We start from the raw sequence: 14,649 nt of genomic DNA, 5'->3' as shown, positions 1-14,649 counted from the left end.
TAATTATGAAAAATCAACTAAACATTCTTAAACTGTCTGATGAATTGGAGTCTATTGTAGGCCCGGAGCTTTATGCATTAAAGGGTGGCTTTCATGGTGGGGGTAGTGATGGGCCGATGCAGGCTACCGGTATTTTAGAAGATTATTCCTACTACGGTGACAACCTGGTACTAGAAAAATATCTATTTACCGGTGCAGATGGACAGACTACAGTCGTGCACAAAGCGGTCGGCGTGCGTGATCAATTTGGTCAGATAATAAGGGACCCGATTACTCAAGAATTTATACCACCTAGCGACCTAAATGCAATATCGAATTGTTTAGGTTATGCTTTGATGGATGGTGAATATATTGTTCTTGATATTAACGAAGATATAATCGAAGAAAAGTTTGGTTATGTACGATGTGATAAATCGCAAGCCAGTTTAGTTGTAATTTATAATGGCAGCGAAGTTTCTCATGCAGGGGCTTATAATCCCTCCACGGACACCTATGATGCCAAAGGAGGTGGGTCGCAATACTATATTCGTACCGGCATGACATTAGCCGAGTTTTATCAACCGTACAATGATGATATCGATCCGAATAATAATGAAAACTACCAGCCACAAAATCCTAATGACATTGTTTACTATAAAAAGGTGTACTATTGAAATGGATAAATTAGGAATTGTATAATTAATCGATAGTATAATTTATTGTGATCAAGTAAACCATGAGATATTTGGCCTTTCTTCTTTTTTCGGCATTGCCTGCTATCCAGTCATGTTGGCAAAACATCGAACGTCGTAGTGCTGATAAAGACATTATGTCGGAGATAAGATATGGTAAGTTTGAGAATTATGCATTTGAAGTGGATGGAAAAATCATTGAGAAGGATGATTTAATTGACCTAGAAGGGGCAAAGATATATAAGATATTTCCGTATACAACTACAATTCAAGGACATGATTATCTTGGTGTAGTATATCTTCACACATCGAAGCATCCTGTGTCGTCTGATCAATATGCCGATGATCCTGCCTACTTCATCAATGGCAGGCAGGTTAGCCCATACGACATCAGATCGTCAAAGCCGAGGTTCTTTAATAAGATCGAAAAATCGATAGGTGATACCGTAATTGGCGGAAAACGGTATAAGGGCGTTATACAGGTCGATACGGATGAGGATTTCTTTTCTAAGCGTATCACGTTATCCGAATTCCTGAAGAAACATATTGATTTACCTCTTGAACAGGTTGTCGTTGATTGGCGCGGTGTTGGTAATTATGGGGAGTCTGATACAGGCACCGTAATCTATGGTCATTATTCTATATACCACTTTGATCCAATAAGTTTGAGCATAGGTGAAATTGATCGTATTCGACTTGCTGACGAGGAACATTATGTCGTTCATTTATTAGATTCGCGGTATAAGAAGGGCTATAATGAGTATAGGCAAGGCGTGCTTAAAAAAGACAAGTGGTATACCCCTGGTAAGGTTCAAATGGTTTTTGAAGAGCCCTTGGCAATCGATACGGCATGTCCGTGTTACATAGAAGATTTTAACACAAACGATCCGAATATCTTCGTTAGTACAGAAATTGATTCCGAACCTTATCCAAACGAGAAAGTCTACCTAAAAAAGCTGGGAGCGACGATGGGGATTTACGCAGTGAAGCCACTAATGCCAGTTGTCTCGGATTCCATAAATGTTCAATTTGTCGTGACTAAGGCAGGAATGCTTGGAGGACTTAAATCTGTGAGCGCGGATAGGTCTAACCACGAAAGCATATTAAACGCCATTAAACGCCATTCATGCCTATGGTCTTCTCCAATACAAAATGGCCGTCCAATGATGAGTTGGAGAAGAATGACAATTTTTTACAGTAAAGACAATAAGGGGAATATCCTATCGCTAGATACAATTAAATACCGGAATGATAAGTGGTAGCGGGAAGGAAATACTTGTAATAGAGCCAAACGCGGGATAACATATTGTTTTAAAGAAAATATTCCAACCATCAAGCCATGGATAAACCAAAGCATTACGCCATCATCCTTGCGGGTGGTATGGGCAATCGATTCGAGGAAAGCCTCCCCAAACAGTTTAGCGAGGTGGCCGGTAAGCCCGTTCTGATGCATACGTTGAGCGTATTTCATCATTGCCCGCTCGATATAGCGATTATCCTTTCGCTTCATCGCGATTATGTTGAGATTTGGCACGAACTCGTAGAACGGCACGATTTCGACGTGCCGCATACCGTTGTTTTGGGCGGTAAGGAACGGTTCCATTCCGCAAAAAATGCATTGGCCGTTATTCCCGAAGACTGCGATGTATTGGTAGCAGTCCACGATGGTGTACGTCCATTCGTTTCACAAGACGTGGTCATCAATGCTTATGCAAAAGCGAGGGAACACGGCGCGGTAGTGCCGGCGGTCTCTACGGTTAATCCTATACGTTTATATAACGATGGTCGTTCCGTGGCACTCGACCGCACGTATAGTCGATCCGACATACATATCGTTCAGACACCTCAGGTTTTTAAGTATGAAATACTTAAAAAGGCGTTTGATCAGGAATACCAAGAAACGTTCAGAGACGATTCAGTAGCTGTGGAACATATGGGTGTAGAAATTCACGTGGTCAATGGCAACCGGGAAAATATCAAAATCACGTATCCCCTAGACTTGGCTTTGGCAGAGGTGCTATATCCGATGATGTTTGAGAAACAACAACAGTATACCAGCCAATGAATAATTATGTTATCAGGCGAGACGGAGCCAGTCATCCCGTCCCATTTATAAAGACCTCCGCTAAAGAAGCGGTTATTCCGAACATTCCTATTAAGACTGTCGATCACGATTTTTTCTGTGGTACGTACGGTGTACGGATAACCGATTATGAAATCGATAACTACCAAGCGCACTTCAATGTGTGGCATCATTTCATGGGCTCTGGAGAAGAAGTGTGCATGGTCATGGAAGAAGGGGTGCATATGAATATCAGTGAAGAAGACCTCGAAGCCTATTTTGCAGACATGGGTGATGAATGGGATGTGTTTTTCCCGTACGACAAAGTTTCTGCCGACGGAAGGAAAGACGTTTTGGAGGTCAGCGCCAGCAAATTCGGTTTTTTCTGGGGGAGCTATTGTTATATCATGCATAGGCGCGGAGTCCAAAAAATGATTGCTTTAGATACGATTATTCAACCCGTGGATGAAGAGTTGGTACGCCAGTCGTTTTCTGGTCATATTAATACCAGTTTCTCCAAAACCGATTGGTTTGAATATGATGAGTCGGAGTCGCCCAGTTACCTTGCGCGTAATCGATCGGTTAGGGAGGCCATATTTAAGCATTCAGCGTGGTCAGAAGAAACAAAAAGAGATGCGGTGGCGATTATGAAATACCTTTCGGACGTTGCGGAAGAGATGGGTGTCGATTTATTCCTGCATGCGGGTACTTTGCTTGGTGGCGTTCGGCACGGCGGTATCATGCCTTGGGACGATGATATCGACCTGATGATGAACGCCGCCGATATCGATGCCTTTATGGAGCGGGTGGAGCAAGAAGGGTATGTGGAATCCTGCACGTGGACGTGGCCCAAAACCAATCAAACCTATTATAAATTTTGGTTCAAAACTGGGCAAAAGGCTGAGGGATTCCCTTATCTTTTTCCGTTCGTAGATATTTGGGTTTTTTTCGACAAGGGATATGGAAAGGTAGAAACGTGCGATGGCTATTTTCTCAGCCATGCAACTTTTTTCCCACCAAAGCCGATTGTGTTTGAGGGGTGCCGGTTGAAATTGCCCAATAATTACAAAACGATATTGGATATCAAATACAAGGGGTGGAAAACCCGTATCAAAGTTTATGTGTGGTCCCATCGGGTAAAGGCGAGTGTTTTCAAGCCAATGAGCCTCGCGATTGAAGTAGATGAAACAGGGAGGATGCTGTAGGTGTACCGGACAGGTTTGACCACCCCGTGAGTGGTACCCTGAAAAAGCTATTTGCGCGGCCGTATCGCTTTCCGCTCTTCGCGGGGCGACCGGTGAAACTGTTTTCGGTATTGGTTAGCCAAATGTTTAGCATCGGTAAAATGGAGGCTCACCGCAATTTCCTCTATCGATTGCTCGGGCTTTTTTCGCAGCAGCTCCCTTGCTTTGTGCAGGCGCAACGTGCGAATGGCCGTATTGAGGGTAACCGACCGGCCTTCAAAAGCGCGGGTTAGCTGCCTGACGGAGCAGTTGCATGCCGCGGCGACCGTCTCCCGGTTCAGGCCCTCGTCCATGTAGTGTCGCTGGATATAGGCAACGGCCCGGTGGTACAGCAGGATGAGCGCTTGCTCCCCGCCCGGATCTCGGGGCCTCACGAGTTGTTGGGTGTAGGCCCCGTATAGGGGGGCCAGTAGCTGGCCGATATGGTGAGGGGTGGTGAAAGGGCCAAACGATAATTTGGAAAATGCGTCCAGCTGGCGCCGGTCGGCAAAGGTGATAGGGTGGGCCGGCCTGGCGTTTTCCGGCCTATCGAGCAGCTCCCGCAGCGGGGCCAACTCGGCCAGTAACAGCTGGCGGGAGGACCCCGATAGGCCCAGCAGCAGGACCCATTGTTTTTCGGCAGCCAGTGTAAGGGGATAATCGTTCGCACCGGTAGCAAAAGAAAACAGCGTTTCGGGCTGGCCTATGTGGCCATCGGGAAACGATAGCTTGCCGTGGAATTGCAGGCAGAGCCAAAGTATGTCCGTTTGCATGGCGGGCAGGGCAAAGGCCATCATCTCCGATGGCAGGCCTTTCAGTTCGCACAGGATGAAGTCGTGGGTTTCGAACTGGATGAGCGACAACTGTTGGTCGAGCTTCCGCCGCATGGCCTGCTGCAACACCGCTAGGTGCATCCCACGGAAGGAATCCTTCGCGCTAGGCCTTGACGAAACCGTCTCCCGCCATTGGTGGAACAGGTTTTTTCGGGCATCTTTTCAAATAGGTAGTTATCGAATGGTGGTAAGATAGCAATTTTTAATTTTTACAGCTCCCATCATTTCTCTTTTCGGCTCAGATTTCCCTATCTTCACCCCTGAAAACTTGCGTTATGCCTGCCGTTCCGCCGCTAAAAATTCTCAAAGCATCCGCCGGGTCTGGCAAGACCTTCAGCCTCACGGCGCAATACCTTACGCTTTTGTTTGCCGGTGAACATAAATACCGCGAGATACTGGCCATTACCTTTACCAATAAAGCGACTGCCGAAATGAAAGGCCGTATACTGGAAGTGCTGGCAGCATTGGCCACGGGTGACGGGCGTACGAGCGATGCCGCCAGTGGATACCGGGAAATGCTGCTGGCTGCCTACCCCCAATGGGATGCCGGCATCTTGCAGCAGCGGGCGGTGGATACGTATCGCAAAATTTTGCATGACTATAGCCGGTTTGCGGTGAGTACCATCGACGGGTTCACCCAAAAGGTGATCCGCGGATTTACCTTTGAATTGGGTATCGATGCCGGGTATAAACTCGAGATGAATATCCGTAAGGTGAAGGCCGACCTGGTGTTGCGCCTGAACCGGTTGCTCGACGAGCGACCCGACTTGCTGCAATGGATCATGGACTATGCGCAGGCCAAGATCGACCGCGATGAAAACTGGAACTACCGCTGGGCGCTCAGCGAACTGGCCGCAGAGATCTTCAAGGAGGATTTCCAGGACTTCGACAAGGCCATATCCCAGATTCCGGGGCAGGAGCTTTTTACTAACCTCGACCGCTATTGTAAAACAGCTATCAAGCAATTCGAAGATGCCTTCGGGCAGTTGCTCAAGGCCGCAGCCGACGCTTTCAGTAAATCGGGGGTGGATGTGATGGACATGGCCGGTAAATCGCGCAACTATCTCGGTAAGCTGGATCGATTTTCGGCAGAAGACCCCGCAGATGCGATAAAAAAACTGGGGAAATACGTCCATGAACCCAACGAATGGCAAAAAGGGGGGCTGGATGGCAGCATGGCAGTGCTTTACGATGCGCTGAACCCGCTGCTCCACCAGTTGCAAGCGCTGTATGCCGAACAGGCGCCCGACTATTACCTTGCCAAGGCGATCGACGAAAACCTGTATTACCTTCGCCTGCTCAAGGAAATGAGTGCGCTGCTGGCCGAGTGGCGGCACGACAATGCGGCACAACTTATCAGCGATGCGCAGATCCTCCTGGGCAGTATCGGCACCAACGAATCAGGCGACCCCACATTTATCTGGGAGAAAACGGGTAACCGTTTCCGGCATTTCCTTTTCGACGAATTCCAGGATACGTCGAAAAGGCAATGGGATAACCTGCGGCCCCTGCTGATCAACGCCATGGGCAACGCTACAGGCCGGCACCATGAACACCTCGTGGTGGGCGATGTGAAACAAAGTATCTACCGTTGGCGCAATGGCGACTGGCGTATCCTGCTCGACCGCGCCGAGCGGCAGATCGGGCAGGCATTCAACGTGGCCGACACGGCATCGCTGATCCGACAGGAAACGCTGGATACCAATTACCGCAGCCATGAACGCATCGTCGCCTTCAATAACCTGGTTTTTGAACATGCGCCGGCATGGCTGCAACAACGCTTGAACGACCGCGTGCTGAAGGAACTGGGTACGGAGCAGTATGAGCAATGGTGGCAACCGTCCGGCAACCACGATACCATCATCCGCGCGTACCACGATAGTAACCAGCGGTTGCCCCAAGCCGACCGGGCGGGGGGGGCTGTACAGGTCGACTTCATCGAAGTAAACAGCAACAGCCACCGCCCGAGTGCGGTGAAAGAGGAGGCGCTGGCCCGCATGGCCGATACGCTGACCGGATGGCTGGCCACCGGAACATATGCGCCCCGCCAAGTGGGCATCCTCGTTCGTACCAACAACGAGGCCCGGGAGGTTATCCAGTTCCTGCTCGACCGGCAGCGTGAGACCGGCGTTGCTTTTGATGTGATTTCCGGCGAAGCGCTGACGCTGGCCAACAACCCGGCCATACGGCTGCTGGTCGATACGCTGCGGGCGCTCGTGGGGGGTGCCTCGGACGCGGCGCTCTACCGGGCCAACTGCATACTGCTGTACAACCAACTGCATGGCAAACCGGTAGCTGCCGATGAGTGGCTGCACATCTGCACGGGCGGCCTGGACAGTCTGGTGGGCTTGCTGCCCGAACCGCTTTGCGAGCAGGCCCCGATGTGGGTGCAGTTGCCACTGGTTGAAGGGGTTGAAACCCTGATCGGCGCTTATGGACTGCACGCACTGCCCCAGCATCTACCCTATATCTTCGCGTTCCGCGATCTCGTGGCGGGCTTCGCCGCGGGCGGCGAGCGCGGCATACCGGCGTTCCTAGCGTATTGGGAAGAGGAGGGCATAGACAAGGCGCTGCCCGCCAACGCCGATGCAGATGCCGTGGAAGTGATTACAGTACACAAATCGAAGGGGCTGGCATTTGACGTCGTGATGATCCCCTTTTGTGCATGGGCAATAGATGGCAAACCGAATGGTCATTTCTGGGTGGATACCACGGACACGCCCTATGCGTTGCTCCATAAAACCCCGGTAAAGTATAAAAGTGACCTCGGTAGGTCTTCCTTATATAAGGCTTACTTTGAGGAAATGCTTTTCAACTACATGGATGCGCTCAATACGCTCTATGTGGCTACCACCCGCACGCGGGAACACCTTTATATCACCGCACCCGGTATAAAAGGCGCAGATGAGATTAGCTCGTTGGTGGCGGGCGACCTGTTGCGGGAGGTGTTGCAGGGCCATGCCGGCGAGCTGGGTGTGGCGTTTGACCACGGGATCCGTTTGGGTAGGCCATCGGCCAAACGCCCCGGTGGGAGTTCGGAAAGCCCGGAAGGAAGCCTCTCGTTTGACCATTACCCTACATCGGGCCGGTTGAAAGCGGAGTTGGTGCGCCCCGAAATGCGTGCCGAGCTGGATATGGTACGGCGCGAGGCGGCGCGGCGCAATGGGCAGCTCCTCCATGAGTTGATGGCTACCGTTACGGGCGTGGCCGGGCTGGACGCTGCGCTGGACAGCCTCCAGGCACAGGGCCTGGTACGGGGTGAAGAGCGTGCGGAGCTGCGGTCCCTCGCCCTGGCCACATGGGAACATCCGCAATTGCAGGCGTGGTATGGGGGAGACTACCAGCATTGGAACGAACGAAGCGTTATCCTATCCACTGGGCGGACCCTGCGCCCGGATAAGGTGCTTGTAGGCAACGGGGAAACCATTGTGCTCGATTTTAAATTCACCCAGCAGGAAGATGATGCCCACCGCAAACAGGTGGCCGACTACCAACTGGTACTCCGCCAACTGGGTATGCCCAACGTAAAAGGGTACGTGTATTACGGAACGTTGAATAAACTGGTTGCCATATGAATAACGGGCCTTTTCTCCGACAAGTAGCGGCAGATCTGTTGTCGCGGTTCGGCGACGACCTGAAAGACGTGGCCGTGGTGCTCACCAACAAACGGCCCATCGTTTTCCTGCGCAAGCACCTGGCCGACTTGGCCGGCAAGCCGCTGTGGAGCCCGGCCTTTTTCACCATACAGGAGTTTTTCGCCCAGTCGTCCACCCGCCCACAAGGCAGCGCGCTTGCCCAGTTTTTCATCCTGCACCGCCTGCATAACCAATTGCTGCGCGACGAAGGCCTGCCCGAGGAAACGCCGGACGAGTTCTATCCGCTGGCGGAAACCATCCTGGCAGACTTTGCCCAACTGGACTACGACCTGGTGGACCCCGGCGAGGTGTATGCCGAGCTGCGCGACATTGCCCTCCTCCAGCAACGTTTTCCGAACCTTTCTGCCGAGCAGCAGCGTTTCATGCGGCAATTCTGGGAGTCGTTTTCCGTCGGTAAACAAACGGCCATACAGCAGAAGTTCCTGCAGCTGTGGGGGCGATTGCCGCGGTTGTATCGGCAGTTTAAGGCAGAACTGGCCGGGCAGGGACTTACCACCTCGGCAACGGTCTACCGCGACCTCGCGGAGGGGCGTGCCGCCAACCCGCAGTTTATCGATGTATATCAACAGGTGGCATTTGTGGGCTTCAATGCCCTCAGCCGTTGCGAGGTGAAGCTTTTTGCCCGGTGGCAAGGGGAAGGTAAAGCCCTGTTCTATTTCGATGGCGACCATTATTATGTGGATGACGACTTACAGGAAGCGGGCTTGTTCATGCGAAGGAATGTGGGGCAGTATGGACTGACAAATGCATTGGGTGATTTTCCGTCCGTACTGGCGGCGAAAAAGGGCCGATTGGATGTGATCGCAGCCGCGGGCACGGTGGCCCAGGCCAAGATGCTGTCCCAATGGTTGCCCACAGCGGCAGCCGGTACGGCTTCGCCGACCCATACGGCCATTATCCTGGCCGACGAGCATCTGCTGATACCGCTGTTGCAGAGTCTACCGGAGGGTGTCGACTTCAACGTGACGGTGGGCTACCCCTTGGTGCAGTCAACGCTCTTCGGTTACATCGACCTCTGGCTGCGCATCCAGCAGCACTACGCCACCCACGGTGGCGGTACGGTGCACCACCTTGATGTGGAAGCTGCCTTGACCCACCCGCTATGCGGGGTGGCGGCCGAAGAACGACGGGGCATCCAACAGCAGATCAATACAAACCAATGGCTGGAGATACCGGCCAGCGGGCTATCGCTTGGCTCCGGCAGTTACCCGGCGTTTTTTGCCGAACGGAAGAATAGCGGGGCGCTCATGCAGGCATTGCATGGGCTGCTCGACGGTGTGCTGGAGCGCCGCCAACGCGACAGTGCCTTACAGCACATCGAGGCAGCCCTCTTGATGGCTACCAAAAAGGCACTCAACCTATTGCAAGAGGGGCTAACTGGCCACCCCGATCTCTCGGTAGGCTTCGCCTGCTCGTTGATCCAGAAAGCGTTGCAAGGCGTCAGCGCACCCATCGAAGGCGAACCGTTGAATGGCATTCAGATCATGGGCCTGCTGGAAAGCCGTTGCCTCGACTTCGATGAGGTGTTCATTATCGGTGCCAATGAGGGTGCATTGCCTAAAATCACCGCGGCCCCCACATTTATCCCCGATTCCATCAGGCGCGCGCACGGCCTGCCCGTGCTCGAAAACCAGGACGCCCTTTCGGCCTATCTTTTCTACCGCCTGCTACAGCACCCGGAACGGGTCACGGTAGTGTACAACCAAGTGGTCGATGAGCGCAACAGCGGTGAGGTGAGCAGGTTTGTGCGGCAGTTGACCTTCGAAAGCAGCTGGGCATGCCATCATCGGGTACAGCGGCAATCGGTGCGTACCGTGTCGCCACCCGATCCGGTGGCCGTAGCCAAAACCGGTGCCGTGTGGCGGAAGATGCAACGTTATGTGGATGTGGATGCGCCCGACCGCCTGCGGCTGTCGGCCTCGGGCCTCACCACCTACCTGCAGTCGCCTCTGTTGTTCTTCCTGAAATATATCGCCGAAATCAAAGAACCCCCGAAGCTCTCGGAGGAGTTCGAACTGAATAAGCTGGGCTCCGTGGTGCACGGCGCCATGCAAACGGTATACGAACGGCTGCGTGCCCAGCACGACACCATCGAGGCCGCGCACATCCGGCAGCAAATCCACCAATTGCCGCAGTTGTGCCTCGATGCGCTGGCCAAAGAACTGAAAATGCCGGCCGGCAAGGGCCTCGCACCCAACAGCATGCAACGTATCCTCCTGAAAATCGCCACGGAGTATGCGGCCGTATTCCTGCGGCATGATGCCAGCGAGGTGGCTCCATTGCACATCGTGGAGTTGGAGAACGAGCGCGATTATGCCATCGAGTTCCCGATTACCGTGGCGGGCGAAACGAAGACCGTCTGCCTATATGGCATCATAGACCGCGTGGATGTGGTTGCGGGCAAAACACGGATCGTGGACTACAAGACAGGTCGCGACGAACTGAAGTTCAACGGTTATGACACCTTGTTCGCCCCGGCATCGGCCAAGAGCAACAAGGCAATGATACAAACCTTGTTTTATACGTTGTTGTATGAACAGGTAACGGGCGCCGCCGGCGTGGAACCGAACCTTTACGTAGCCCGGAAACTCCGTAACGAAGGTTCGCTGTTTTACATGGGTGGCCGTAGTGGGTTTGTCGTGGAGGGGGCGGGGTTGGAGGATACCAAAGCCAGGTTCGTGGAATTCCTGCGCCATACGCTGGAAGAGTTGTTTAACCCCGATATCGCTTTCCGGCATAATGGCGATGCGGTAGGGTATCCAGACGATCCTTACCGTGAGTTTATCGGCCCATACCCTGCGGACGAAGAAGGGTAACGAAAACGTATGCGTAGATTGTGCAGCGTATTTCGTGCGCTGCGTTTCCGGTTTCATACTTTAAATACTACTTTAGCATCCCATGAGTAAACATCGTATACTTTCTTTTGGCGAGTTGATGTTGCGGCTGAGTTCAACGGGCGCATCATTTTTGGAAAATGACAGCCCCGTGGCCGTTTTCCCGGCCGGTTCCGAAGCCAATGTCGTGGCATCGTTGGCGCAGTGGGGCGTACCCTGCAGCTACCTAAGCCGGATGCCCGACAACGAACTCGCATCGCAGGCGCTGGCGGTATTGACCGCACTCGGCGTTGACGTATCCACCACCTTATTGGAGGGGGATAGACTGGGACTGTATTTCCTGCTATCGGCCAATGGACTGACCAAGGGCGAAGTGGTGTACGACCGGAAATATTCGGCCTTCAGCCAGTTGCAGCCGGGTGCCATTGATTGGGATCGGGTGCTCGACGGTTATACATGGTTCCATTGGAGTGCACTCACACCGGCCTTGAATGCATCGCTCGCGGCGGTATGCAAGGAAGCCCTGGAGGCGGCACGCCGCAAAGGAATGGTGGTGTCGGTAGACCTCAACTACCGCAATAAACTGTGGAATTATGGCAAACAGCCAATCGAGGTGATGCCGGAACTGCTTCCGGACTGCGATGTGGTGATGGGTAATATCTGGGCCGCCAACAAGATGTTGGGAACGACGGTGATGGATACATTAGGACGGAATACGCCGCCCGATACGTATTTTGAACACGCTAAGGAGTCGGCAAGCGAGGTGTTCGAGCGCCTGCCCCAATGCAAACACCTGGCATATACTTTCCGTTTCATGGATTCGGCTACCCATAACCTATTATATGGCACCTACCACACACGTACCGGTGATTTTATATCAGCGATACACGAGACCAACGTGGTGGTAGACCGCACCGGCAGTGGCGACGCTTTCATGGCTGGACTGATTTATGCACTGGTTTCGGAGAAAGATGGGCAAGGCGTCGTGGATACGGCAACTGCTGCCGGATTCAAGAAACTGTTTGTGAAAGGGGATTTCGGCAACGGCGATTTGTAGCCAAGAGGCAGGAAAGCAAAACAGCAAATAGCAAAACAGCAAATAGCAAAATAGCAAATAGCAAAAAATGAAGAATACACTTGATCATATCCTGAAATATCCGGTATTGCCGGTTTATTATAACGATGATATCCATACATGCATGGAGGTGGTAAACGCCTGCTACCGGGGCGGTATCCGGGTTTTTGAGTTCGTAGACCGCGGCGACCAGGCACCGGAGAACTTTTCGCGGCTATTAGCGCACCAACAAGCGCACTGGCCGGGCCTGCTACTGGGTATCGGGACGATCAAAACCGCTGCGGACGCCACCGCCTACCTCGAAATGGGTGCCCAGTTTATCGTGAGCCCCGTGGTGAAGCCGGAGATTGCCGAGGTGACCCTTGAGCAGGGAATCCTTTGGGTACCGGGCTGTATGACGCCCACTGAAATCAGCATGGCCGAAGATCTGGGGGCGCCATTGGTGAAACTCTTCCCCGGTGACCTGCTGGGTGCGGGGTTCCTCAAATCCGTCAAGCCGCTGTTCCCAACCATGCGGTTCATGCCCACCGGCGGGGTAAACCCTACGGAAGAGAGCATCGCGGGTTGGTTTGGTGCCGGGGTGAGTGCCGTGGGGCTAGGCTCCAAGCTATTTGCCAAGCCCGAAGGGGCAGCGGGGTTCGACTGGCTTGCCGACCGTAGCAGGGAATTGATGGGCTGGGTGAATGTGTAGCTACGGCCAGCACAGGAGAAGTGCAAGGTAGCCGACGGTCGAAAAGAACAGTAGAAAGCGGTGCTTGAGCAATAACGCCAATCCCAACACGACGGGAGAACCGGTCAATGCAGCAAGGTGCCAATGATTTTCCCAGGTACCGTTGGCATAAGCGTAAATGACATGTACCAGGCCGATGTTGAGTGCAAATAGCGCCGTGGGCACCAGGTAGTGCTCGATAAGTCTATGTTGTTTGACGGCCTGTTTGTTCATTGGTGTGTCGATGCTACGTGGTTTCTTCGGCTATAAATACGTATAAAGTAGCGTACAAGCGCATAACCGATCAGTGCTGCCAATAGCACATTAACAATAATCCCGGCTACGAGTGATGCCTGCATATAGCCGATAAACAGGCTGATGAGGGCGATGATTACCAAAAAAAGTATAGCGATCATGCTGTACACGAACGTGGTTTTCAAGGCATCGGCCCGACGGGGCTTTTTCTTCTTCAGCCGGAAGAGATAGATGACGAATCCACTGATGGATAGAAAACCACTGGTAAGGCCGAGCAACGCATAGAGTACTTTCAACCACAGGCCTCCAAAATCGCCGAAATGCAACGCTTCCTGTATGAAATAAAATTTATGGCCAAACGGCTGTTGGCGTACATCGTATTTGAAGACCGGCCGGTTGCCAATTTTTGACAGCACCAATAAGTTAATGCCGCGTTCGTATACGGCTCCTCGTATATTGCCCCGAATGGTAACAGTGCCCGACCCGTTGGTCGACGGAACAATGCGCTGGGGTTGCAGGTCGGGGAATTCTTTCTGTGCTGCGTGTAGCATCGCTGCCCAATCCATTGTCAAAGCGCGGTCCACCGCCGGCTCCATCGTAACGGCGGCTGTATACTGGTTGGGTGTTGCGATATCCAGCCATCGCATCAACCACGGTTGGAGGCCCAGCCAAGCTCCCGTCAATGCGATGACCAAATTGAAGGCCAACGCGCTGATACCGATAAGCTTGTGCCAGTCGGCCATGACAATGCGTATGTTGGTCCGGTTCCTTACCGCCGGCCATGCCTGCCGTTTCATGAAATTGCCGTAAATAACCAATCCGGTGATGGCCACGATGGCCAAGGCTAATCCACCGATGCCGACCAATTGGCGGCCCCAGTATCCTTCATATAACCGGACATGCATCTGGCGGAGGTAGTTGGCCAGCGAATTCTGGTGGTTGCGTTGTCCGAGAAGCTGGTCGGCACCGCCATCGATGAAGAAATCGTAACGCGAAGTCATACCCGCTGTAGATGTAATCAGATCTACCTGCACGGCGTGGTGTGGCTGGTCGGGGAGGGTGATGGCCAGCGAACGGTAGTCGGGGAAACGGCGAACGATCGAGTCGATCGATTGACCGAATTGCGGGATGCCGGTGGTCGAAGCGGTTGAGACCGCATGGTAATGATGCCGCTGGATCAGCGCATCGATCTCGGGGATGAATACGGCCAAGGCGCCGGTAATGCTGAGGACACCGATGAGTATGCCGGTATACAGCCCCACCCAATGGTGGAGCCGCCAAAAAAAACGTTTACTGGTTTCAGCCTTATCGTTACCCTTGGTCATTTGCTT

At 52.8% G+C, this 14,649-nt stretch carries 11 protein-coding genes; 8 read left to right on the top strand and 3 right to left on the bottom strand.

Translation table 11 applies throughout. The features are described from left to right. The first annotated feature begins 5 nt into the window (after positions 1-5). The 4 genes from ACO1NT_RS14310 to ACO1NT_RS14295 all read left to right on the top strand — a co-directional run bounded on the left by ACO1NT_RS14310 (position 6) and on the right by ACO1NT_RS14295 (position 3,938). Positions 6-653: a hypothetical protein gene (locus tag ACO1NT_RS14310; RefSeq protein ID WP_449049398.1), complete on the top strand. Its 648-nt coding sequence runs from the start codon at positions 6-8 to the stop codon at positions 651-653. A 155-nt stretch (positions 654-808) separates the two neighbouring features. After that, positions 809-1,933: a hypothetical protein gene (locus tag ACO1NT_RS14305; RefSeq protein WP_449049397.1), complete on the top strand. Its 1,125-nt coding sequence runs from the start codon at positions 809-811 to the stop codon at positions 1,931-1,933. Between the two features lie 77 nt (positions 1,934-2,010). Next, positions 2,011-2,736: a 2-C-methyl-D-erythritol 4-phosphate cytidylyltransferase gene (locus ACO1NT_RS14300; protein ID WP_449049395.1), complete on the top strand. Its 726-nt coding sequence runs from the start codon at positions 2,011-2,013 to the stop codon at positions 2,734-2,736. Continuing rightward, on the top strand, positions 2,733-3,938 hold the full coding sequence (locus ACO1NT_RS14295; RefSeq protein ID WP_449049393.1) for a LicD family protein: 1,206 nt from the start codon (positions 2,733-2,735) through the stop codon (positions 3,936-3,938). Before ACO1NT_RS14300 ends, ACO1NT_RS14295 begins: the two co-directional genes overlap by 4 nt. Before the next feature lie 47 nt (positions 3,939-3,985). On the opposite strand, the gene ACO1NT_RS14290 is transcribed toward ACO1NT_RS14295, so the two are convergent. Next, entirely contained in the window at positions 3,986-4,870 is an 885-nt protein-coding gene (locus ACO1NT_RS14290; protein WP_449049392.1) for a helix-turn-helix domain-containing protein, read from the bottom strand. A 194-nt stretch (positions 4,871-5,064) separates the two neighbouring features. On the opposite strand from ACO1NT_RS14290, the gene ACO1NT_RS14285 reads away from it, so the two are divergent. The 4 genes from ACO1NT_RS14285 to ACO1NT_RS14270 all read left to right on the top strand — a co-directional run bounded on the left by ACO1NT_RS14285 (position 5,065) and on the right by ACO1NT_RS14270 (position 13,045). Next, a complete protein-coding gene (locus ACO1NT_RS14285; RefSeq protein ID WP_449049391.1) occupies positions 5,065-8,364 on the top strand; it encodes a UvrD-helicase domain-containing protein in 3,300 nt (1,099 codons plus the stop codon). Beyond that, on the top strand, positions 8,361-11,261 hold the full coding sequence (locus ACO1NT_RS14280) for a PD-(D/E)XK nuclease family protein (protein WP_449049390.1): 2,901 nt from the start codon (positions 8,361-8,363) through the stop codon (positions 11,259-11,261). The genes ACO1NT_RS14285 and ACO1NT_RS14280 overlap by 4 nt, the downstream gene beginning before the upstream one ends. Positions 11,262-11,343: 82 nt before the next feature. Then, on the top strand, positions 11,344-12,336 hold the full coding sequence (locus ACO1NT_RS14275; protein ID WP_449049389.1) for a PfkB family carbohydrate kinase: 993 nt from the start codon (positions 11,344-11,346) through the stop codon (positions 12,334-12,336). Positions 12,337-12,403: 67 nt separating this feature from the next. Beyond that, entirely contained in the window at positions 12,404-13,045 is a 642-nt protein-coding gene (locus tag ACO1NT_RS14270) for a bifunctional 4-hydroxy-2-oxoglutarate aldolase/2-dehydro-3-deoxy-phosphogluconate aldolase (RefSeq protein WP_449049388.1), read from the top strand. On the opposite strand, the gene ACO1NT_RS14265 is transcribed toward ACO1NT_RS14270, so the two are convergent. Both ACO1NT_RS14265 and ACO1NT_RS14260 read right to left on the bottom strand, forming a co-directional pair. After that, the gene (locus ACO1NT_RS14265) at positions 13,046-13,297 is read right to left on the bottom strand and encodes a hypothetical protein (RefSeq protein WP_449049387.1); all 252 of its coding nucleotides are present in this window, start codon (positions 13,295-13,297) and stop codon (positions 13,046-13,048) included. Next, positions 13,294-14,643 carry a PepSY-associated TM helix domain-containing protein gene (locus tag ACO1NT_RS14260; RefSeq protein ID WP_449049386.1) on the bottom strand — a complete coding sequence of 450 codons (1,350 nt, stop codon included), beginning with the start codon at positions 14,641-14,643 and terminating at the stop codon, positions 13,294-13,296. The genes ACO1NT_RS14265 and ACO1NT_RS14260 overlap by 4 nt, the downstream gene beginning before the upstream one ends. Between the last annotated feature and the right edge of the window lie 6 nt (positions 14,644-14,649).

The sequence above is a fragment of the Parapedobacter sp. genome, assembly GCF_053550995.1.
The sequence above is the reverse complement of the archived record's forward strand: the minus strand, read 5'-3'. Positions and strand labels throughout refer to the sequence as shown.